Annotated in this window: 21 protein-coding genes; 16 read left to right on the forward strand and 5 right to left on the reverse strand. The window is 60.1% G+C overall.

Going from position 1 to position 22,285, the window contains the following annotated elements; all coding sequences use genetic code 11:
• Position 1 precedes the first annotated feature (1 nt).
• Positions 2–1,333 carry a type VI secretion system baseplate subunit TssK gene (gene tssK / locus AC1RJ3_RS09090; RefSeq protein WP_493078512.1) on the reverse strand — a complete coding sequence of 444 codons (1,332 nt, stop codon included), beginning with the start codon at positions 1,331–1,333 and terminating at the stop codon, positions 2–4.
• A gap of 62 nt (positions 1,334–1,395) precedes the next feature.
• Complete coding sequence (locus tag AC1RJ3_RS09095; protein WP_347929649.1) at positions 1,396–1,866, reverse strand: type VI secretion protein; 471 nt, start codon at positions 1,864–1,866, stop codon at positions 1,396–1,398.
• Between the two features lie 205 nt (positions 1,867–2,071).
• On the opposite strand from AC1RJ3_RS09095, the gene tssB reads away from it, so the two are divergent.
• From tssB to AC1RJ3_RS09155, 12 genes are all read left to right on the forward strand, one after another.
• The gene (tssB, locus tag AC1RJ3_RS09100; RefSeq protein WP_347929648.1) at positions 2,072–2,632 is read left to right on the forward strand and encodes a type VI secretion system contractile sheath small subunit; all 561 of its coding nucleotides are present in this window, start codon (positions 2,072–2,074) and stop codon (positions 2,630–2,632) included.
• A 28-nt stretch (positions 2,633–2,660) separates the two neighbouring features.
• Positions 2,661–4,148 (forward strand): type VI secretion system contractile sheath large subunit, encoded by a 1,488-nt coding sequence (tssC, locus tag AC1RJ3_RS09105; RefSeq protein ID WP_054596771.1) that lies wholly within the window; start codon positions 2,661–2,663, stop codon positions 4,146–4,148.
• A gap of 74 nt (positions 4,149–4,222) precedes the next feature.
• On the forward strand, positions 4,223–4,723 hold the full coding sequence (locus AC1RJ3_RS09110) for an Hcp family type VI secretion system effector (protein ID WP_054596770.1): 501 nt from the start codon (positions 4,223–4,225) through the stop codon (positions 4,721–4,723).
• A 15-nt stretch (positions 4,724–4,738) separates the two neighbouring features.
• Positions 4,739–5,182 carry a type VI secretion system baseplate subunit TssE gene (gene tssE, locus AC1RJ3_RS09115; protein ID WP_493078516.1) on the forward strand — a complete coding sequence of 148 codons (444 nt, stop codon included), beginning with the start codon at positions 4,739–4,741 and terminating at the stop codon, positions 5,180–5,182.
• Positions 5,166–6,956 carry a type VI secretion system baseplate subunit TssF gene (gene tssF, locus AC1RJ3_RS09120; protein WP_493078518.1) on the forward strand — a complete coding sequence of 597 codons (1,791 nt, stop codon included), beginning with the start codon at positions 5,166–5,168 and terminating at the stop codon, positions 6,954–6,956. Before tssE ends, tssF begins: the two co-directional genes overlap by 17 nt.
• Positions 6,920–7,945 carry a type VI secretion system baseplate subunit TssG gene (tssG, locus tag AC1RJ3_RS09125; RefSeq protein ID WP_347929645.1) on the forward strand — a complete coding sequence of 342 codons (1,026 nt, stop codon included), beginning with the start codon at positions 6,920–6,922 and terminating at the stop codon, positions 7,943–7,945. The genes tssF and tssG overlap by 37 nt, the downstream gene beginning before the upstream one ends.
• A 2-nt stretch (positions 7,946–7,947) precedes the next feature.
• Complete coding sequence (gene tssH, locus AC1RJ3_RS09130; RefSeq protein ID WP_493078520.1) at positions 7,948–10,497, forward strand: type VI secretion system ATPase TssH; 2,550 nt, start codon at positions 7,948–7,950, stop codon at positions 10,495–10,497.
• Between the two features lie 24 nt (positions 10,498–10,521).
• Complete coding sequence (locus AC1RJ3_RS09135) at positions 10,522–11,070, forward strand: hypothetical protein (RefSeq protein ID WP_493078522.1); 549 nt, start codon at positions 10,522–10,524, stop codon at positions 11,068–11,070.
• A gap of 140 nt (positions 11,071–11,210) precedes the next feature.
• Positions 11,211–11,786, forward strand: a complete 576-nt coding sequence (locus AC1RJ3_RS09140; RefSeq protein ID WP_493078524.1) for a hypothetical protein — start codon at positions 11,211–11,213, stop codon at positions 11,784–11,786.
• 91 nt (positions 11,787–11,877) lie between these two features.
• Positions 11,878–12,516: a hypothetical protein gene (locus AC1RJ3_RS09145; protein ID WP_493078526.1), complete on the forward strand. Its 639-nt coding sequence runs from the start codon at positions 11,878–11,880 to the stop codon at positions 12,514–12,516.
• A gap of 95 nt (positions 12,517–12,611) precedes the next feature.
• Positions 12,612–14,621, forward strand: a complete 2,010-nt coding sequence (locus AC1RJ3_RS09150; RefSeq protein ID WP_493078528.1) for a type VI secretion system Vgr family protein — start codon at positions 12,612–12,614, stop codon at positions 14,619–14,621.
• A gap of 13 nt (positions 14,622–14,634) precedes the next feature.
• Complete coding sequence (locus AC1RJ3_RS09155) at positions 14,635–15,177, forward strand: toxin-antitoxin system YwqK family antitoxin (RefSeq protein ID WP_493078529.1); 543 nt, start codon at positions 14,635–14,637, stop codon at positions 15,175–15,177.
• A 162-nt stretch (positions 15,178–15,339) separates the two neighbouring features.
• Here AC1RJ3_RS09155 and AC1RJ3_RS09160 read toward each other — a convergent pair whose 3' ends face one another.
• Positions 15,340–15,732: a DUF4280 domain-containing protein gene (locus tag AC1RJ3_RS09160; RefSeq protein ID WP_054596762.1), complete on the reverse strand. Its 393-nt coding sequence runs from the start codon at positions 15,730–15,732 to the stop codon at positions 15,340–15,342.
• A gap of 189 nt (positions 15,733–15,921) precedes the next feature.
• Between AC1RJ3_RS09160 and AC1RJ3_RS09165 the strand changes: the two genes are divergently transcribed.
• From AC1RJ3_RS09165 to AC1RJ3_RS09175, 3 genes are all read left to right on the forward strand, one after another.
• Complete coding sequence (locus tag AC1RJ3_RS09165) at positions 15,922–16,989, forward strand: phosphotransferase family protein (protein WP_103315198.1); 1,068 nt, start codon at positions 15,922–15,924, stop codon at positions 16,987–16,989.
• A 37-nt stretch (positions 16,990–17,026) separates the two neighbouring features.
• Positions 17,027–17,794: an SDR family oxidoreductase gene (locus AC1RJ3_RS09170; RefSeq protein WP_347929639.1), complete on the forward strand. Its 768-nt coding sequence runs from the start codon at positions 17,027–17,029 to the stop codon at positions 17,792–17,794.
• A gap of 212 nt (positions 17,795–18,006) precedes the next feature.
• Positions 18,007–19,122 (forward strand): Gfo/Idh/MocA family protein, encoded by a 1,116-nt coding sequence (locus AC1RJ3_RS09175; RefSeq protein WP_347929638.1) that lies wholly within the window; start codon positions 18,007–18,009, stop codon positions 19,120–19,122.
• A 28-nt stretch (positions 19,123–19,150) separates the two neighbouring features.
• Here AC1RJ3_RS09175 and AC1RJ3_RS09180 read toward each other — a convergent pair whose 3' ends face one another.
• Positions 19,151–20,578, reverse strand: a complete 1,428-nt coding sequence (locus AC1RJ3_RS09180) for an FAD/NAD(P)-binding protein (RefSeq protein WP_347929637.1) — start codon at positions 20,576–20,578, stop codon at positions 19,151–19,153.
• Between the two features lie 70 nt (positions 20,579–20,648).
• Positions 20,649–21,212, reverse strand: a complete 564-nt coding sequence (locus tag AC1RJ3_RS09185; protein WP_054596757.1) for a helix-turn-helix domain-containing protein — start codon at positions 21,210–21,212, stop codon at positions 20,649–20,651.
• On the opposite strand from AC1RJ3_RS09185, the gene AC1RJ3_RS09190 reads away from it, so the two are divergent.
• On the forward strand, positions 21,207–22,235 hold the full coding sequence (locus AC1RJ3_RS09190) for a DMT family transporter (RefSeq protein WP_347929636.1): 1,029 nt from the start codon (positions 21,207–21,209) through the stop codon (positions 22,233–22,235). The genes AC1RJ3_RS09185 and AC1RJ3_RS09190 overlap by 6 nt on opposite strands.
• Positions 22,236–22,285: the final 50 nt, after the last annotated feature.

Genomic DNA, 22,285 nt, shown 5'->3' on the forward strand with positions numbered 1-22,285 from the left:
ATCAAGCGTTTTCACTGGCTTGAGCGACAAACAGCACCACTTGCCACGGGCTGCTCGCCAGCTGCGAGGCCGGCGCGACAATCTGCAGCGGCAGTTGCCCGTCGAACCATTGCCCCTCTGCGGTGACCACAAACAACCGGGTATCTTCGCCCACGCTGTAGGCCACCTGCTCATTGCGACTCATGGCCTCATGCGCCAGGCCGCGCATGCGTTGGCGACCGAGCAGGGCAACGTGCGGCGCGGAGGCGATGATCGCGCGGCTCAACCATTCACTCGCAGACTGCTCGCTGGCGCCATTGGGCATGCGCAAGCCGATCACCAGGCGCTGGCTTGGCTGATCGTCGGGCAACTGGATCGAGAAGAGGTGTTCATGGCGTTCGAACGGCAGGCTGCGATAGCCGGCGCGAATCAATTCGAGGGTCTTGTCCAGCCAGTCGAGTACGCTCTCGTAGCCGCGCTGCAACTCGAGAAAATCCAACGCGGCGAAGGCCGGCACCCCTGCCAGCGGATCAAGCGCCGACCAGGCACCGGCCAGCCCCAGCAGCAGACCATACAACGCCTGAGGCGTCGCCAGCCGACTGCTCAACAAACCCTCGACTTCCGGCAGACGCGCCCAGAGTGCGGTCAATTGGCGGCGAATTTCCGCAGCATCATCCTGATTGCCAGCCTGCTGTGCCTGGCGCAAGCGACCGGCCAGAAACATGCATTTCTCTCGGGCCCGGGCGCACAGGCCGGCGACCCGACGGCCCAACACCGACTCCGGTAGCAGACACGGCGTCGGCGCGGTATAGGGCAGCTGTAAAAAGCCACCGCCTTCCTTGCGAATACGCACCAGCGGTACACAGATCGAATCGGCCTTGTTCAACTGCGTGCACAAACGCGGATTGGGTCGCCACACCGTAATCGACTCGGGGTATTGACCGCTGGTGAGGTCTGGCAAGGCATCGCCGATTACCGATTGCAAGCGTCCGGTGAGTGGCAGTAATTGTCCGGCACGCCACAACGGACTAACCGCCAGGTACACGGTCACAGTGGCATTGTCCGTTGCATCGACCGCTTCGCTGACATCGAGCTCCAGCATCGGTCCCACACCGGCCTGCACGTTGATCGGCAAACCATCCGGCAAGGTCGCCTGCAAGGCGAGCAAGCGAACGTGCCCGGCACTCAGTGCCGAAGGGTCGATGTCGAGATGGGTGACACCCCAGAACCAGGGGTTGCAGGCCTTGGCAAAATGCGCGACCAACGCTTCGGCGCGCAGACCTTGCAACTGAAAATGCTGGGGCAGCAACTGCATGCCCTCGTGCCAGCAAACCGCGTCAGGTAGCAAACTCATACGATTCCCTTCGACGTCGAATGGCGCCGCTTGCCGCGGCCTGGCGATCTTTTCAGTGCAGATCAGTGCGCAGTGTCGCTGACCAGTGTCATCTCGCGACTGTCGAACTTCAGCCAGGCCTTGCTCTGATCGTCCAGTCGAAGTCGGTGCGCTCCGGGTGTGTTATAGCTCGCGAAGATCAAAAGTCCAGCGGCCCGCTTGCCGCCCAGGGGGAAGGGTTGTTGATCGATAAACTGCCCTGGAACCAGCTCCAGCCCCCAGACCGTCATCAGCTGTCGGTAGTCGCGTTGAAACTGCTCGCGCTCGCTGAACCATTGCCGAGCGGTCAGTGCCGACAGCTGTTTGAGCAGGTCCGGATCATTCACCGCGACAAAATCCACGGCAATCGGCGTGTCGTCATTGGCATGGGCGGCGACGTCCAGCGTCAGGCGATCGAGATCGACTCGCGGCCCGAACAACGAACAGCCCGCGAGTAACAGGAACGAGAGAGAGATAAAAAAACCTGCGCGCACAATGAATTTTCCTTTTCTCATGACGGTCCAAAATTGTTTTTGTTTGCATTTTTATAGACCTGTTCTAGCGTCTTGGGTAGTTCGGTCGGTACGACGAATGTGGAAGGTTCGTCAAAGGAATGACAGTTCCAACTGCCCTCCCTTTCTAACCTACGGTTCGGTAAGGGAATGCGATGAACGGACCCTCCGGTGCATTGCTCCCGCCCATGCATCGGAGTCAGCCACCATGGCAGAAAGTACTCAGCACAAGCTCGACAGGGTCCGTCCACCCCGTGTGCAAATCACCTATGACGTTGAAATAGGTAACGCCATCGAGAAGAAAGAATTGCCTCTGGTGGTCGGCATTCTTGCCGACCTTTCTGGCAAACCGCTGGAACCCCTCCCAAAACTGAATGAACGGCGCTTCACCGAGATCGATCGCGACAACTTCAACGAAGTGCTCGCCTCGATCGCCCCGCGCGCCACCTTACAGGTCAACAACACCCTCACCGGCGATGACAGCAAGCTCAACATCGAGCTCAAGTTCGGTCATATCGATGACTTCGATCCGGTCAAGGTGGTCGAGCAAGTAGCGCCGTTGCGGCGCCTGTTCGAAGCGCGTCAGCGTCTGCGCGACCTGCTGACCAAACTCGATGGCAACGATGACCTGGACAAGCTGCTGCGTGATGTCATCGCCAACACCGAAGGCCTGCAAGAGATCAAGTCGGCCCGGCCTGAAGCGCAGCCTGAAGCGCAGCCTTCTGCACCTGCCGGTGATGCCGACGCGGCGCCGCAAGATCAAGCCTGATCGTCCATTCACTTAGGGAGAAATTGCCATGCCCGCCTCATCCAGCGCCCAGGCCCAAGCCAGCGAGAGTGTGAACGAGACCTTGTCTCTGCTCGACCGAATCATCGCCGAAGGGCGAATGGCCCACGACGAAAGCCAGAAGGATTACGCCCGCGACATGCTTGCGGAATTCGCCACCCAGGTTCTTGACAAAGACATGGTCGTCGACAAGGACACCGTGGCGATGATCAATGACCGCATCAGCCGGATCGACAAGCTGATCAGCACCCAGCTCAACGAAGTCCTGCACCATCCGGACCTGCAAAAACTCGAAGCGTCCTGGCGCGGCCTGCACCTGCTGGTGCAGAACACCGAAACCAGTTCCAGGCTGAAACTGCGCTTGCTCAACGTGACCCAGAAAGAGCTGCAGAACGATCTGGAAAAAGCCGTCGAGTTCGACCAGAGCGCGCTGTTCAAAAAGATCTACGAAGAAGAATACGGGACCTTTGGCGGTCACCCGTTCAGCCTGCTGGTGGGTGACTACACCTTCGGCCGGAACCCGCAGGACATCGGCCTGCTGGAGAAACTCTCGAACGTCGCGGCCGCCGCCCATGCGCCGTTCATTGCCGCTGCCAGCCCGCGGCTGTTCGACATGAACAGCTTCACCGAGCTCGCGGTGCCGCGTGACCTGTCGAAAGTCTTTGAGAGCCAGGAGCTGATCAAGTGGCGCTCCTTCCGCGAAAGCGAAGACTCGCGCTACGTGTCGCTGGTGCTGCCGCACTTCCTGCTGCGCCTGCCTTATGGCCCGGACACCTTGCCGGTGGAAGGCATCAACTACGTCGAGGACGTCAACGGCAGCGACCACAGCAAATACCTCTGGGGCAATGCGGCCTGGGCCCTGTCGCAACGCATCACTGAAGCCTTCGCCAAATACGGTTGGTGTGCAGCAATTCGCGGCGCCGAAGGCGGTGGCGCCGTCGAAGGACTGCCCGCCCACACGTTCCGCACCACCTCTGGCGATCTGTCGCTCAAATGCCCGACCGAAGTGGCAATCACCGACCGTCGTGAAAAAGAGCTCAACGACCTCGGCTTCATCGCCCTGTGCCACAAGAAAAACAGCGACGTGGCGGTGTTCTTCGGTGGCCAGACCACCAACAAATCCAAGGTCTACAACACCAACGAGGCGAACGCCAACGCGCGGATCTCGGCCATGCTGCCTTACGTGCTCGCGGCGTCCCGCTTCGCCCACTACCTGAAGGTCATCATGCGCGACAAGGTCGGCAGCTTCATGACCCGTGACAACGTGCAGACCTACCTCAACAACTGGATCGCCGATTACGTGCTGATCAACGACAACGCCCCACAGGAAATCAAGGCGCAGTACCCGCTGCGTGAGGCCCGAGTGGATGTTTCGGAAGTCGCCGGAAAACCGGGCGTCTATCGGGCCACGGTGTTTCTGCGGCCGCACTTCCAGCTCGAAGAGCTGACAGCCTCGATCCGCCTGGTCGCCACCCTGCCGCCACCGGTAGCTGCCTGACCTGCCTCCCGCCGGCCTGGCCGGCGGGTTTTCCTTTGCTTATCTAACGCGATTTTCTTCAGGAGTTTCATGCGATGGATGCAATCATTCTCGACCTCGGCGGCGACATCAAAGGTGACAGCCTGCTCGAAGGTTACAAGGACAAGATCGAAGTCATGTCCTACAGCCACAACGTCGCGATGCAAGTGACCAACGACGTCAGCAACTCCGAGCGTACCTCCGGCAAGCCGCACATCGGCGAATTCACGCTGACCAAGTTCGTCGACAGCTCGACCCCGTCTCTCAACGAGTACTGCTGCGCCGGCAAACCGATCCCGGAAGCCAAGATCACCATCGGGCGCAACGCGGCCGAAGGCAGTGGCCAGTTGATGCCCTTCATCATTTACACCCTGAACAACGTGGTGCTGTCCAACGTCAGCGTCAGCGGTGGTACGGGCGGCAAACCGGTGGAAACCCTCTCGCTGAACTTCACCAAGATCAAGTGGGAACTCACCGCGCAGAAAGACGATGGCACCAAGGAAGGCACGGCCGCTTCGACCTGGGACCTGGCCGCGAACAAGCTGATCAAGGGCTGACGGAGTACCCCGAAAATGACCGGCACCGGCATTCTGCCGCCGCTGTTCGAACGCCTTTCCGCCAGTGAGGCGGATACCGTGCAGGCGTTCGATCGCCAGGCACTGTTGGAGTCGGTCCGTATCGAGTTGCTGCGCTTGTTCAACACCCGTCGTGGCCTGCGCCCGCTGACCACGCCGCCAAGCGTTATTGACTACGGCATCGCTGACTGGACTGCATTGCAGCAACAGCGCAGCGATGACCGCCGTCAACTGACGCGGCAGATTCGTGAAGCCATCGACGCCTTCGAACCACGCCTGCAACTCGGCACGGTCGATGTCACGCCGGTCCCCGAAAATCCGCAGCAGCTGAGTATCAGGCTGCAAGGTGAGCTACGCAGCGGCAAGCAGCATTGGCCTGTCGCATTCGTCATCGAGAACGCCGGCGATGGCCTTGAGGTGCGCAATGAGCGACTCGATTGACCCGCAACTGCTCGATTACTACCAGCGGGAACTGACCTGGCTGCGCCACGCCGGGAGCATTTTCGCCGAACGCTATCCCAAGGTTGCCAGACGCCTGGAACTGTCTCCCGGCGAATGCCCGGACCCGCATGTCGAACGCTTGCTGGAAGGTTTCGCCTTATTGGCTGCGCGCCTGCAACGGCGACTCGACGACGATTACGCCGAGTTCAGCGACGCGCTGCTGGAACAACTCTATCCGCTGACCATGCGGCCGCTGCCGTCCTGCGCCATCGTCCAGTTCGAGCCCGATCCAAGCAAGGGCAACCTGGCCGGCGGTTACCCGCTGCCGCGCGACACGCCGCTGTTCGTCACCACCCGCCACGGTGAAAGCATTCACTTTCGTACCAGCGCCGCCGTTCACCTCTGGCCGCTGGCAATCGACGAAGCCTTGCTGCTGGGAAGCGACGAAGCCCAGGCCCTGACCGGCGTCGCCCAGGCACGCTCGGCGCTGCGCTTGAGCCTGCGCTGCCTGGGCCAAAGCCAATGGGCAGAACTCGGCATCGAGCAGTTGCGCTTGCACCTGGCCGCGTCGCCAGTGATCAACGCCAAGCTCTACGACTTGCTCGGTGCCCATGCGATTCAGCTCCTCGCCGGGCCACCCGGCAGCACACCAAAAGTGCTGGCCGGGCTGCCGAAAATCGTCGGTTTCGCCAACGATGAAGTGCTGCTACCCGATGAAGACGGCGTGCATCCTGGGATGCGTTTGCTCGCCGAGTACTTTGCCTTTCCGGACAAATTCAATTTTTTCGACGTGCCGCTGGCGGGTGCAATCAGCGACAGCCAGACGCTGTATCTGTACATCGTTTTCGACCAGGCACTCGGCAGCCGCCTGCATTTACAAGCCAGCGATATCGCGCTGGGTTGCGCGCCGGTGATCAACCTGTTCCCACGGACTTCCGAGCCGCTTCGCCCGGACGGCACTCGTAGCGAATACCGCCTGGTTGCCGACAGCCATCGGGAAAACAGCGTCGAAATCCACAGCATTCGCGCCCTGCGCGCCAGCACCTCGCACGGCGTGCAGCGTGTGCCGGCGTATTACGGCAGCCAGCACGGCGGCAATCATCGCTGCTATTGGCACGCCCGGCGAATCAGCGGCATGACCCCAAACCGCTTGGGTACTGACCTGATGTTGAGCCTGGTGGACACCCAGCTCGACCCGTTTGAAGACGTGACTGAACTGAGCCTGACGGCCGAGCTGCTCTGCACCAATCGGCACTTGGCCCAGAGCCTGTCGGCTGGAACACCGCTGGGTTTCGAGCGGCCGGGGCCGGTCGCCTCGGCGCGCTTGCGTAATCCGCCGAGCCCGCAAAGCCTGCCGCGGCTGGACGGTGAATCGCGCTGGCGACTGGTCTCGCAATTGACCCTCAATCATTTGTCATTGGTCGAAGGTCCGCAGGCGCTGGACGCACTCAAGGAAATCCTCGCACTGCATAACCTGCGTGACGAGGCCAGTGCTCTGCGGCAGATCGAAGGCCTGCTGAGCCTGAGCTGTGAGCGCGTCATTGCGCATGTCGGTGAAGATGCCTGGCGCGGCTGGCGCAATGGGCTGGAGGTGCGCCTGCAACTCGATCCGCAGCATTTTGTCGGCACCAGCGCGGTGCTGTTTTCAGCGGTGCTGGCGCAGTTTTTCTCACTCTATGCCACGGCCAATCGCTTCGTGCGCACGGTGCTGGTTGAATCGGACAAGGAGATCAAGGCATGGCAACCCCAAGCCGGCATGCCGCTCTCCCTCTGAGCCTGAGCCAACGACTGCGCCGCGATCCTCAGGCGTTCGAGTTGTTGCAGGCCTTGTTGCTGCTCGAGCGTGAGCATCCGCAAGCCGAATCACTGGGCAGCGGCACCGCACCGCAGGCTGAAGCGCTGCGTCTGCGCGGTCCGCTGACGCCGTTGTTCGCCGCCAGCCAGGTTGAAAGCCTGACCGAGGAAACGGATCACAAGCCGACCCTGACCACTCCGGTTTTCGGTCTCGGCGGACCAGACGGACCACTGCCCTACGCCTATCAGGAGTGGCTGCAACAACGCGCCCGCGCCAAGGATTATGCGCCGGCCGAGTTCCTCGATCTATTCCAGCACCGACTGCTCAGTCTGCTCTACAAAGTGCTGCGCAAACACCGGATTGCCGTGGGCTTTTCAGTGCCTGGCGCAACACCGGTGCACGCTCAGTTGCGAGCGCTGACCGGCCTGCTGCCCAAGGCCCTGCATGATCGTCAGGCGATTCCCGATGCCGCCGTGCTGGCGTGCAGCGCGCTGTTCGCCGACGGGCGTCGTTCGCTCGCAGGCTTCGCTGCCATCGTGCGCGAACAGTTCGAATTGCCGGTCGAGCTCAACGCCTATGAAGGTGCCTGGCGCGAGATTCCAGCCGCCAGTCGCAGCCGCTTGCAGCCCGGTGGACGCAACCTGCAACTGGGGCGCAGCGCCGTGGCCGGCACGCGGGTCTGGGACGAACATGCCGGCATCCGTCTGACCCTTGGCCCACTGACACCCGCCCAGGCTGCCGCCTTCTTGCCGGACGGTGAAACGCACGCGGCCTTGGCCAGCCTCAGCGCACTGTATTTCGGGCCGGACCTGGAGTGCACACTGGTGCTGCTGGTGCGTGGCGCCAGCCCGATAAAACTCGGTCGTCAGACACCGCCGCTGTTGAGCTGGAACGGTGGCTTGCAACGCCAGTCCAGCCTCACTCTGCAACGCATCGAGACTCGTCTTCGTCAGCTGGAGATCACCTGAACATGGAACTGGCCAGCCTGATCGGACGCCTCAACCCAGACAACCGCCGCGCCCTGGAACGGGCTGCCCAGCGTTGCCTGCAACGCGGTCATCATTACGTTGAAATCGAGCACCTGTTGCTTGAACTGCTGGATATCGAAGGTGGCGACTTCGCCTACCTGCTACCGCGCTTCGGCCTGGAACCCGATGCCCTGACGGCGGAAATCAACAAGGCCCTGGAACTGTTCAAGACCGGCAGCACCCGCACCCCGGCACTCTCGGCACACACCATCGGCTTGCTGGAAGATGCCGTGGTGCAGGCCAGCGTGCTTGGCCTTGAGAGCATCCGTTCCGGCCTGTTGTTATTGGCGCTGCTTGACCGTGATGAACGCCGCAGCCTGTTGCTCAACAGTGCTTCGTCGCTGCTGCGGATTCCTCGGGACGCTCTACGCAACAATCTGCTGGAATGGACCGAAAGCTCCCGCGAGCACGTCGGCGCCGCCCGTGCGGTAGCCGCAACCGCCGGCAAAACGCAGCAGAAACAGGACTCGATACTTGATCAGTTCACCCAGGACCTGACCGCCGACGCGCATGCCGGGCGCATCGATCCCATCGTCGGGCGTGACGGCGAAATTCGCCAGTGCATCGACATCCTGCTGCGCCGTCGCCAGAACAACCCGATCCTGGTTGGCGCGCCGGGCGTCGGCAAAACCGCGGTGGTCGAAGGCCTGGCCTTGCGCATCGCCGCCGGCGACGTACCGCCGTCGCTGCAAGAAGTCAGTCTGCGGGTCCTAGACCTTGGCCTGTTGCAGGCCGGCGCCGGGGTCAAAGGTGAATTCGAGCAACGGCTCAAAGGCGTGATCGATGCCGTCCGCAGCGCGGAAAAACCGATCATCCTGTTCATCGACGAAGCCCACACCCTGATCGGTGCCGGCGGTGTCGAGGGTGGCAGCGACGCCGCCAACCTGCTCAAACCGGCGCTGGCCCGTGGTGAATTGCGGACCCTGGCGGCCACCACCTGGCTTGAATACAAGAAATACTTCGAAAAAGACCCGGCCCTCGCCCGGCGCTTCCAACTGGTGCAGGTCGAAGAACCGGATGAAATCACTGCCGTGGAAATGCTCCGCGGGGTGGCCGCCAAACTCGAACAGCACCACGGCGTGCAGGTCCTGGATGCGGCGATTCATGAGGCGGTGAAACTGTCCCACCGCTACATCTCTGGCCGGCAACTGCCGGACAAAGCCATCAGCGTGCTCGACACCGCTTGCGCGCGAGTCGCCCTCGGGCAACACGACGTACCGCCTCCACTGGAAAGCCTGCGTCATCGCCAGCAAAGCCTCAAGGATGAAGTCGAACGCCTGCGCCGCGAACAGGCCACCGGCCTCGATCACCGTGAGCGCATTACCGTGCTCGAGACCGAGTCCACCAGCAACGTGCAGGCCATTCGCGAACTGGAGATCCGCTGGGGCGAAGAACGCGTCGCCGTGCGCGAGCTGCTGGAAACCCGGCGCGAGCTGCTGGCCTTGAGCGAACGCGCCGACAACGACAAACCGGACGACGTCACCGATGGACGCCTCGACCATCTGGCCGCTGAACTGCTGCGCCTGGAAGCCGGCCTCGACGCCATTCGCCAGGACGACCCGCTGGTGCCGGAGCAAGTCGATGCGAAAACCGTCGCCGCGGTGATTGCCGGCTGGACCGGCATCCCGGTGGGCAAGATGCTCGCCGACGAAGCCCACGCCGTGCGCACCCTCGGCCAGCGCATGAGCCAACGGGTGATGGGCCAACGCACTGCGCTGAACACCATCGCCCAACGCTTGCAGGCGTATCGCGCCGGCCTCACCGACCCGCAAAAACCGGTCGGCGTGTTCCTGCTGGTCGGCCCCACCGGCGTCGGCAAAACCGAAACCGCCTACGCCCTGGCCGACGCGCTCTATGGCGGCGAACGCAACCTGATCAGTATCAACCTTTCGGAATACCAGGAAGCCCACACCGTCAGCCAACTCAAAGGCGCCCCACCCGGCTACGTCGGCTACGGCAGCGGCGGCGTGCTCACCGAAGCCGTGCGGCGCAAACCCTATTCCGTGGTGTTGCTGGACGAAATCGAAAAAGCCCACCCGGATGTGCTGGAGGCTTTTTATAACGTCTTCGACAAAGGCCTGATGGAAGACGGCACCGGCCTGGTGGTGGACTTCAAGAACACCGTGATGCTCGCCACCAGCAACGTCGGCGCCGAACTGCTGCTCGACACACCGACCGCGCAACTCGACAGCGATGCCTTCACCGAAGCCCTGCACAACGTGCTGCTGAAAGCCTTCCGCCCGGCGTTTCTCGCGCGCATGACCGTGGTGGCGTACCGGCCGTTGGATGAGGCGACGCTGGAAGGGATAGTGTTGGCGAAACTGGAGAAATTGCGTGGCCGGTACAAGGCCGCGACCGGCAAGCAATTCGAGTTTGATGCCGGGATTGTGCAGGCGGTGTTGGCCAAGTGCAGCGCTGCGGGTGCTCGGGATGTCGAGAATGTGTTGATGACGCAGGTGACGGGGAAGTTGGCGGAGTGGGTGCTGGAATAGCTGTCCTCCTCCGGTTGCCCAGTAATGATGAAAGCGGTTTTTTTGAATGCTTTTTCTTTTACAGGAGTGACGAAAATCATGGCATATGCGCAATCCACACTCACGGCGGCAAATATTTCCACACACGATCCCTGGACGCCCTTGGTGAACTCAATCATCAACACTGGAAAAATCTACGGCGAGGACGTGGAGGTGATTGGCGCGGTTGGTGGAACCGGGCTGGTGACGACTACCCGCGCCGGGATGCTGGTGCTTGACGGTCTCAAGATCGGTCAGAACAGGGCTCATATATCCATTGTCCCCAATGACTCCGGGATGTGGACTTATTTCCATGTCACGTTGGTCGGAGGAACAAACAATGGTTCGATTTATTACCAGCTTGAAGTTGACGAAGACAAAGAGCTTGATGTTAAAACATCTTCTAAAAGCCTGATGAAAGAAGAAGGCAAGAAGGCAAAAATATCCACAGCCACCCATACAATCACCTCCCAGCCAGAGAACCTGCTGGGTGAGCTAACAATACTGATGCAGAAACTGATCGGGAAGAAATTTTCAGAAGGCGAAGCGACTTAGTTATGGGGTTATTACATGCTTGATTGCGACCAGGAAAAGGAGGCAGATTTATTTTTAACAGCCGCGGACTACTTAGGCGACGCTGAAAATAGATCTACCCCCCTTTTCGCCTGCCCCTTTTCAACCCGAATGGTGAGCTTATGCCGCGCCTGACAATTGAACTCGGCCTAAGCGCCGCCATAAACCCAACCGATTGTTACCAAATAGATATGGATGACTGGGGCTACTCCGACTCTGCGCCCATTGGCACAACGGGCGCAGCACCCTGCTTGAATGTAGTGGTTCACAAGGAAAGTATTGGATGTCTGTCACATATCTGGAACAGCACGTTGAACCAGACAGAAAACTATCATAAGGCGTGCTTTACTATTCGCGACATGATTTTATGCATGGGCACACTAAACAATCTCGATATATGGCTTGGAGCAGGACACGCATTTGGCCCTAACCTTACGTGGGCAACCCAAGAAGTAGCAGCCATGGACTTCCCTGCTTACCTGAACTCTTTTTTGAGTGAGATGGGATGTACAGGCATCAAAATCATTGATTACCGCACCACTCACTCAAACACCTACTGGGACCCAGGCAGCATTGTCTACTCACCTCCACATGGCAAGATTTATCTTCTTTCAAACCGAGATAATGACAATGACAAAAATGGTGTTTTCGCCATACAAACGGGGAAAAAACCAAAAAAAGGCGGGAGAGCCAAATGAAATCCAATGTCGAAACAAGCCTATGTATCCAGTTATGCTCCCTCCACCGTAACGACCTCCCCTCATCCAACATTAAAACAGGACGCAAACAATGAAAGCGTCGGAAGCATTAAGCCTATTGAGAGTCGACCCATCTAAAGCCTGCTCCAACATGAGCTACCAATCAAAGCCGGATGAACAGCTGGTAAAAAAAGGCGGTGCGTGCAGCATAATCTGCAGCAAGCTGAGCGAAACGGTCTTCCAGCTCTCCGCGCAATCCGGAAATGGTGCAGATTACTTCTTCCCCTACCTACCCGGAGAAGTAGGCAATTGCAATATCCCAGGAAATTGCCCCACAGGAACAATAGCATTCACTGGCGGCATGAATGGATGCGCACTTCAAGTTGACAAGAGGGAGAACAGCTATATTTTTAACCATGATGCTAACGGGATACACCTGACCCCCAATGAGAATACCGTTTGCCGAGTCAACTACCGTGATTATGCTGGCCCGCCAGTGTCAGGTGGGGCAAACAAAGGCATTGGTCTTGGGATAGTGTTCGCAATGAACAAGCACCCGGGAAAGTTCGGACTGTATTTGTCAAATACAATAGTTTGCGTTAAACACGAAAACAACTGGGGCGTCTATTCATGCGGCGTATTGTCTTACCCAGACGAAAAAAACCACAACGCAACACTATACGAAAGCTATGTATCGTCTTTCACCTCCTGCATCACCACGTTTGAATAATAAAACCAAACCACTGCAAAGAAATTAGAGAAAAATGGAACGAATTTACTTTTAACTGTGCTGCTGAGCCATTAACCATCACCTGAGGTTGCTCGATGCCCCGCACCACCGACAGCAACACCAGCCTATCCCTCACCGCCACCTCACTGTCGGCGCTTTACCCTGAGTCGCTGTCCGGCGAAGAATCGCTTAACGCCCTCGGTTCGCAAACCCTCAACGGCCTCAACGACGGCGCGTCCCTCACCCTGGCCAGCGCCGTCGCCACCCACGTCACCACTACCCTGCACAACGACGCCCTGACCCGCCCGCTCGATGCACTGGTCGCCGAGATCCGCCAACTCCCCGCCGACGCCACCGCCGAGCGCTATCAGCTTGTTCTAAGGCCATGGCTCTGGTGGCTGACCCTGGCCAGTAACAACCGGGTGTTCCAGAACCTCGCCACCTCGGACATCGTCACCACAATCTTCAAGGCCCATGGCTTCACCGATTTCCAGCTGAAGCTCACCGGCAGTTACACCCCACGCGAGTACTGCGTGCAGTACGGTGAAACCGATTTCGCCTTCGTTTCGCGGTTGCTGGAAGAGGAAGGGATTTTCTGGTTTTTCACCCATGAAGACGGCAAGCACACGCTGGTGCTTGGGGACAGCAACGACGCTTTTGTGCCAATCCCCAACGGGCCGAAGGTGACGTATCTCGGGCAGCGAATGGGCGAGCGCGAATTGCATGGCATCCGTTCCGGACAAGTCTGTGTGCAGGCGGTGGCCGGGGTGTATCGGGCGACGGATTATGAGTTCACCACACCGACCACGTCCCTCTACGATCAGGCTGAAGCAGTGGCCGGGCCGCGCTCTATCTACGAACATCCGGGCGGTTACAACGCCAAGGCCCGGGGCGATGCGCTGACCAAGCAGCGGGTGGACGGTTTGCGCAGTCAGGAGAAACGCTTCGTCGGCGAGAGCGATTGCCGTTGGCTGGTGCCGGGGCACTGGTTCACGCTGGCCGGTCACGATGACCCGACGCTGAATATCGATTGGGTGGTGACGGCGGTCACCCATGAGGCCAGTCACGACAGCTACCGCAACCGCTTCGAAGCCATTCCCAAGGCCACGCCTTATCGCCCGGCGCGGATTACGCCCAAGCCGCGGATGCATACGCAAACGGCGCTGGTGGTCGGCAAATCCGGCGAGGAAATCTGGACCGATCAGTACGGCCGGATCAAGTTGCAGTTCCCCTGGGATCGTGACGGCAAGAATGACGAAAGCAGTTCCTGTTGGGTCCGCGTGGTGCTGCCGTGGAGTGGCAAAGGCTTCGGCATGCAGTTTGTGCCACGGATCGGTCAGGAAGTAATCGTGACCTTTATCGACGGCGACCCGGACCGGCCACTGGTCACCGGCTGCGTCTATAACGGCGATAACGCCCTGCCCTATGCGCTGCCAGCGAACCAGACCCAATCCGGAATCAAGACCCACTCATCCAAAGGTGGCGACGGGTTCAACGAGTTGCGCTTCGAGGACAAGAAGGACGCCGAAGAGGTGTTTCTGCAGGCGCAGAAGGACTTCAAGATCAACGTGCTCAACGACACCACCGCCAGCGTCGGCCACGACGAAATCCTCACGGTAAAGAACGCCCGCACGCGCACGGTCAAGGAAGGCGACGAGACCGTGACCCTGGAAAAAGGCAAACGCAGCGTGACGATCCAGACCGGCAGCGACAGCCTCGACGTCAAGGACAGCCGCACGGTGAAGGTCGGCGCCGATCAGAAGCACAGCACCGGCGGCAACTACGAGCACAAGGTCACTGGCGATTACAGCCTGACGGTGGACGGCAACCTGACCATAAAAGTGAGCGGCACTCTCACACTGCAAAGCGGTGGCAGTTTCGCGATCAAGAGTGGCGCCGATCTGGCGGTCCAGGCCAGCACCTCGATCAGTCAGAAAGCCGGCACCTCCCTGAGCAATCAGGCGGGCACGGAGCTGACCAACAAGGCCGGCACCTCGCTGACCAATGATGCAGGGGTCAGCCTGACCAACAAAGGCGGCGCCGAGCAGACCGTGGACGGCGGCGGCATGCTGACCATCAAGGGCGGACTGGTGAAGGTCAATTGAGGAGCGAGCGAGGATGTCATCGGACAAACTGGAACTGGAACGCGGTGACAGCCGGCTCGACGGACGAATGCTCGACGGCCGGCTGGAAGGTCCGCTGCACATCAAGGAAGCCGGAAAACCCCAGGCGGCCTTGAATTACAGCCAGGGCGAACTGCAAGGCAGGAGCCTGCTGTATCACCCCAATGGCAAGCTGTCGGCACAACTGCCTTTTGAGCATGACAAGTTACAAGGTGTCGCAACGTTTTATGCGCCGCAAGGCTGGCTGCAACGCAAAGCCACGTATCGCCGAGGCCTGCTGCATGGCGAAGCAACCAACTATTTCCCCGATGGGAAAGTGGCTGAATTGGAGTGTTATCGCGACGGTGTGCGTGAAGGGGTTTACCAGCGTTTTCACCCTAACGGCAAACCCGCCGTCAACGCCCGCTACCTCAACGGTCAGTTGCTTGAACCTGAACAAGGCTTTGCCAGCGATGGACGACCGTTGGATACCGAGGGCAAACCGATCTCGCGGATGCGCTGGTGGTACCGGCGCTGGGCCGATCCAACACAGGCCTGACGCAGACCTGTAGCAGCTGGCGTAGCCTGCGTTCGGCTGCGCAGCAGTCGTGAAGTCAGACGCCGCGGTCTTTCGGGTCGACCGCGTGTAATGGATTGACGACTGCTACGCAGCCGAACGCAGGCTACGCCAGCTGCTACAAGGGCAGCGGCGCTCTTCGGATCAGGGAATAAGCATCTGCATCTGCCCCGGCATTGCAATCTTGATCACCCCGCCCCAGTTGCACATCAAGCTGCAGTTGGCATCGAGGGCAGGCATTCCCCCCAGCAAAAGGGTCGGTGCTCCGGGCATCCACGGGGCGGCGGTGGCCGGAATGCACGGCATCGGCGTCAGCACGCCGAGGGCGGCGGCGGTGGCGGCGGCGACCATTGGATTGGCTGGGCTCATGCACATGCCAAACGGCATGATGTTCAGCAGCGGAATGTGATCCATGATGTTCGCCGCCGGCATGCCGCCGGTCAGCGTGCGGTTTACCGGCAGCACGTTGAGCACCCCCGGTGCCGCACCGAAACTGCATTGCAGGGTCGCGGTGGCGCACACTTGCGGACAGCCCATGTCGAATCTCCTTCCTGAAAGCGATGCTCCTCTGAACCATAGTTCGCCGAGCCTGCTCTCGCACATCAGGAACGCTGATTATCCAGCAACACGCTAACCTATAAGACCTTGCCGCGCTTGTGGCGACCCCGGCACGCCATTAGATTAGTCAATGATGTCTGGCCTCCAAAATAAGCAGAAGGGATAAGCATGGCGCTTACTGACCAGTCCACCCGTATCCGCTCTGGCGAAGAACTTGATGCCAGCCTGATCGATCCGTACCTCAAGGCGCACATTCCGGGCCTGAGCGGGTTGCCACAGATCAGCCAGTTCCCCGGTGGCGCTTCAAACCTGACATATCTGCTCGAATACCCCGAGCAAGAGTTCGTGCTGCGTCGGCCGCCGTTTGGCCACAAGGCCAAGTCCGCCCACGACATGGGCCGTGAGTTTCGCATTCTCAATCAGCTCAAGGACGGTTTCCCGTATTGCCCGAAAGCCTACGTGCACTGCACTGACGAATCGGTGATCGGTGCCGAGTTCTATGTAATGGAACGGGTCAAGGGGATCATCCTGCGCTCCGAACTGCCAGCGGAACTGGGCCTCGACGCCGCTAAAACCGAAACCCTGTGCAAGAGTTTCATCGACAAATTCGTCGAACTGCACCGCGTTGATTACCAGGCCTGTGGCCTGGCCGACCTGGGCAAGCCGCAAGGTTATGTCGCCCGGCAGATTCATGGCTGGAGCGAGCGCTACGAAAAAGCCCTGACGCCTGATGCGCCGAGCTGGCAAGCGGTCAAGGACTGGCTCAACGACAAGATGCCCGCCGACCACCCGACGTCAAGCATCGTCCATAACGACTACCGCTTCGACAACGTGATCCTCGACCCGAACAACCCGATGCAGATCATCGGCGTACTGGATTGGGAACTGACCACCCTCGGCGATCCGCTGATGGATCTGGGCAACACCCTCGCCTACTGGATCGAAGCCGGCGACCCGGCACCAGTGCAACTGATGCGCCGCCAACCGAGCCACGCCCCCGGCATGCTGACCCGGCGCGAATTCGTCGATTACTACGCCGAGCGCTCGGGGATCAAGATCGACAATTTCGACTTCTATTACACCTACGGGCTGTTCCGCCTGGCCGGTATCGTGCAGCAGATCTACTACCGTTTCTTCCATGGCCAGACCCAGGACAAACGCTTCGCGCAGTTCATCCACATGAACAAGCTGCTGGAGCAGATGAGCCTGCAAGTCATCCAGAAATCCAGCCTCTGATCACGCGCCCGGCGCCTGCCCACCTCAAGGAAAAACCATGTCCAAGACCCATTTGTTCGACCTCGACGGTAAAATCGCTTTCGTCTCCGGCGCCAGCCGTGGCATCGGTGAAGCAATCGCCAAACTGCTGGCCCAGCAAGGCGCCCACGTGATCGTATCGAGTCGCAAACTCGACGGCTGCCAGCACGTGGCCGACGCGATCATCGCCGACGGCGGCAAAGCCACCGCTATCGCTTGCCACATCGGTGAAATGGAACAAATCACTCAAGTGTTCGCCAGTATTCGCGAACAATTCGGTCGCCTGGACATCCTGGTCAACAACGCCGCAACCAACCCGCAGTTCTGCAATGTGCTGGACACTGATCTCAGTGCCTTCCAGAAAACCGTCGACGTGAACATTCGCGGCTACTTCTTCATGTCGGTGGAAGCCGGCAAGCTGATGCGCGAAAACGGTGGCGGCAGCATCATCAACGTCGCGTCGATCAACGGTATTTCGCCGGGTATCTTCCAGGGCATCTACTCGGTGACCAAGGCTGCGGTGATCAACATGACCAAGGTCTTCGCCAAGGAATGCGCGCAGTTCGGCATCCGCTGCAACGCCCTGCTGCCAGGCCTGACCGACACCAAGTTCGCCTCGGCGCTGGTGAAAAACGACGCGATCCTGAAGACCGCGCTGCAGCAGATTCCGCTCAAGCGTGTGGCGGATCCAAGCGAAATGGCCGGTGCGGTGTTATATCTGGCGAGTGATGCGTCGAGCTATACGACTGGGGTTTCGCTGAATGTGGACGGTGGTTTCCTGTCCTGATTTTCTGTCTCCTGTGGGAGCCGGGCTTGCCCGCGATTGCATCAGCGAGGTGCATCTGTCGTACCGTGGCGCTTGTATCGCGGGCAAGCCCGGCTCCCACAGGGAAGAAGGTCATCCCAGAGATTAAGGAATTTTAATTCCATCAATTGCATTTAGAGAATATTTATTCCATAACTAGGCATCCTGAAAACAAAAATCCAAAGGACCCAGTTATGCGCGAACTCGGAATCGGACTTATCGGCACGGGCTTCATGGGCCGTGCCCACGCCCTGGCCTTTCGCAATGTCAGCGCGGCTTTCGAACTGCCCTTCACGCTGCGCCTCGCCGCGCTTGCCGACGCCGATCCTGCTCGCGCACAAGCGTGCGCCACGGCCTGGGGCTTCGAACGGGCCCACAGTGACTGGCAACAGTTGATCGACGACCCCAAGGTCAACCTGATCGCTATCACCACCCCCAACCATCTTCACTACCCAATGGCCATGGCCGCTATAGCCGCCGGAAAACCGTTGTACTGTGAAAAACCGCTGGCAGTCAGCCTTGAGCAAGCCAACGCCATGCACCTGGCGGCCAAAGCAGCCGGCGTGGTCACCCGCGTGGGCTACAACTACCAGCACAACCCGATCATTGGCTTAGCCCGCGAGCTGATTCGAAATGGCGACCTGGGCGAGATCATCAGCTTTCAAGGCGAATTCAGCGAAGACTTCATGGCTGACCCGAACTCGCCGTGGTCCTGGCGCTGCGAGGCCGAACATGCCGGCGGCGCGCTGGCGGACCTGGGCAGTCATTTGCTGGCCATGGCACGCTATCTGGTGGGCGATGTCGAGGCGGTGTGCGCCGATACCCAAACGGTGCACCGTCAGCGTCCAGCTACAGCGGGCAGCCTGGAACAACGCAGCATTGCCGTCGACGATCAGGCCCACGCCCTGCTGCGCTTTGCCAACGGCGCTCGTGGCACTTTCAGCAGCAGTTGGCTCAAGCACGGCTACAAGAATCACCTGAGTTTCGAGATCAGCGGCACCCAGGGCACTCTGGCATTCGATCAGGAGCGTTTGAATGAGTTACGCCTGTGCCGCGCCGGCCAGGACGGTTTCCAGCGTTTACTGGCCGGACCGAATCTGCCCGGCTACGCGGCATTCAGCCCTGCACCGGGGCATCAACTGGGCTACAACGAGTTGAAGACGCTGGAAGTGCATGCGCTGATCATGGCCCTGGCCGGACAAGGCCAGGACGGCACGGATTTCGAGGAGGCCTGGGAAGTGGAGCGCCTGGCGGCGGCGATTCGACTGGCGGCGCGGGAGCAGCGCTGGGTCAATATCAGGGAGGTCTGATCGCTCCAGCGCTGCGTCATGGCAACGCTCAGCGCGCCAGCTGTAGTGCCAACGCCTTGGCCTGGCTCGCCACGTCAGTCACCGCCGTGCTTTCCCACCACATTCCACGCAGGGGCGGGCCCATGGCGAACAAGCGCTGGGCAACCTGCCCCTCGGCATCCATGACCGCCCCGCTCGGATCCGCTGCGATCCCCAGCGCCAATGGCCCCGGTTTTATCAAGCCGCGGGCCAGCAGTTGCTGCGGCAAGGGTCGGGCGACCCGGCGCCAGTCGTATTCGATGCCACTGGAGTTGATCAGCGCGTCGCCACTGACCACCGTCACTTCAGACTCCCCGCGCCGACGAATGAAAATGCTCACCCGTCCGTCCGCCGAGGGCGCCAGGCCTTTGAACGAAGCGGCCTGAATTCGCAAGCGCCCTGACTGATGCAAACGCGCCACCAGCTCTGCACTCAAGGGCGGCGACCGGTGATGATGGCTTTCCCACCATGGCCGCACATGACGCACAAACTGCCGGCGTTGCACATCCGTTGCCTGGCTCCAGAGCCGCCCGATATGCGCCCGCACGGTATCCAGCGGCGCCTGCCAGTCGATACCCTCCGCCATCGCCGCACGGCAATGCCGTCGCAGTTCATGCATCAACTGACGCGGGCTGCGAATGTCGGGATCTTCGGCCAGAAAATCCACCCACGCCGGCGGTTGCCGACGCACATGCGGCAGCAAGCCGTGACGGGAAAACACTTCGATCGGTCCACGATGCCCGGCCTGCTCCAGCGACACCACGGCATCGACCATGGTCAGGCCCGAGCCGATGATCAATACCGTCGATTGCGGATCAAGCCGTGTCATGGCCGCCACATCCCAAGGATCGACGGCTGCAGCGTTCAAGCCACTGGACTCGGTTTGTGGGGTTCGCGCAGCCGGGAACAAGCCGGTCGCCAGCACCGCAAAAGCGCCGCTTAACCGTGAACCATCACTCAAGGTCAGTAATGTCGCGTGTTCATCGGTTTGCAGGTCGACCACTTCCCCGCGCACATGCTCGACGCTTGAACCATAACGCGCGCCGACGGCCTGGGCTTCGGCCAACCGCTGCTGCACGTACAGACCAAAAATGCCCCGAGGCGGGAACAACTCGGCGACCGGCACCGACTGCTGGTCCGACTCCGGCCAACCGCCATTGGCAATAAATGCGCTCAGCCATTGGGTCAGGTCATCGGGGTTGTCCGGGTCGACACCCATCCGCGCGGCATTGCCATTCAGCGTATGGCCCAATTCAACCGCGCTATAGGCCTCGCCCCGGCCCAACTCGGCGCGAGGCTCGATCACCAGCACCTGACGCTTGCCGGGCAAACGCAGCAACTGCATGGCCAATAATGCGCCGCTCAAGCCACCGCCGACGATCAGGATGTCGGCGTTGCGAATAATGTCTGTTGCTTGTCCGCCAAGAGTTTCGGTCATGCGGTTCTCACGGATCGAGGGGAATGTCTGAAATGTATCACTGGATGGTTATCGGGACCGATGATCTGTTTCAGAGCACCACATTACGCACAAACCGCGTCGCCACCGTCCCATCATTGCGATAGGCGTGAGGCCGGTTACTGGCGAAGCTGACAAACTCGCCTGTCGCGAGAATCCGCTCTTCATCCCCCAGCACCAGCGTCAGGCTGCCTTCGAAGACATACAGCTGTTCACTCCAGCCATCGGCATCCGGCTCTGAAACGTATTCCTCGCCCGGTTCCAGTCGCCACTCCCAAAGTTCGACTTCACGACTGGCATTGGCCTTGGCCAACAGCACCGCTTTACTGCCGGGGATCAAACCGGCCCATGCCAGTTCGTTGATGCGGCTCGGGTCGCGCACTTCGGGGGCCTGAATCAGGTCGCTGAAGGCTACGTCCAAGGCTTCGGCCACCCGGTCGAGGGTGGTCAGGCTGACGTTTTTCTCACCGGCTTCGATGGCCACCAGCATCCGGCGGCTGACTCCGGATTTTTCCGCCAATGCGGTCTGGCTCAGCTCTGCGGCATGGCGCAGGCGTCGGACGTTCTGGCTGACGTGTTGCAGGACGGAGGCTCGTTGGCCGGAATCTTTGTGCACTATATTGCTCACTTAGTAGGTTTGCGCAGTATACTGCCCAACTTCGGGCGCATTGTGCGTCCCCCTCAGGTAGTGCGCAAGGCCATGACGTCGGTGAATACTTCCAAACCCTCTACCTTTTTCTCACGGTTCAGCAAGGCTGAATGCGTGCTGGTGCTGATCACCATGGTCTGGGGCGGGACGTTCCTGCTGGTGCAGCATGCGATGACGGTCAGCGGGCCAATGTTTTTCGTCGGCCTGCGCTTTGCTGCAGCGGCGAGTATTGTCGCGCTGTTCTCCTGGCGCAGCCTGCGTGAGTTGACCCTGTTTGAACTCAAAGCCGGCGCGTTCATTGGTGTGGCGATCATGCTCGGCTACGGCCTGCAAACCGTTGGCTTGCAGACCATTCTCAGCAGCCAATCGGCGTTCATCACTGCGCTTTACGTGCCGTTCGTGCCTTTGCTGCAATGGCTGGTGCTGGGGCGTCGGCCGGGGTTGATGCCGAGCATTGGCATCATGTTGGCGTTTACCGGGTTGATGCTGCTCTCCGGCCCTGCCGGGGCGTCGCTGAATTTCAGCTCCGGGGAAATCGCCACGCTGATCAGCGCCGTCGCCATCGCCGCCGAAATCATTCTGATCAGCACTTATGCTGGCCGGGTCGACGTGCGCCGGGTCACCGTGGTGCAACTGGCGACCACTTCGGTGCTGGCATTTTTGATGATTGTGCCAACTCAGGAAACGCTTCCCGGTTTCTCCTGGTTGCTGCTGGCCAGCGCGGTGGGCCTGGGCGCCGCCAGTGCGGCGATTCAGGTGGCGATGAACTGGGCGCAGAAAAGCGTTTCACCAACCCGTGCGACGCTGATCTACGCTGGCGAACCGGTCTGGGCCGGTATCGCCGGGCGCCTGGCGGGTGAACGGCTGCCGGGGCTGGCGCTGTTCGGTGCGGGGTTAATTGTCGCAGCGGTGATTGTTAGTGAGTTGAAGACCAAGGGTAAAGCTGCGGCTGAAACCGCGGATGAGTTGGAGCACGAGTCCGAGAGCTGACAATCGTTGTTTCGGTGGTCATTGCAATATTGCTATTGCGGGCAAGCCTT

The sequence above is a fragment of the Pseudomonas sp. GW822-FHT04C11 genome (assembly GCF_058800905.1).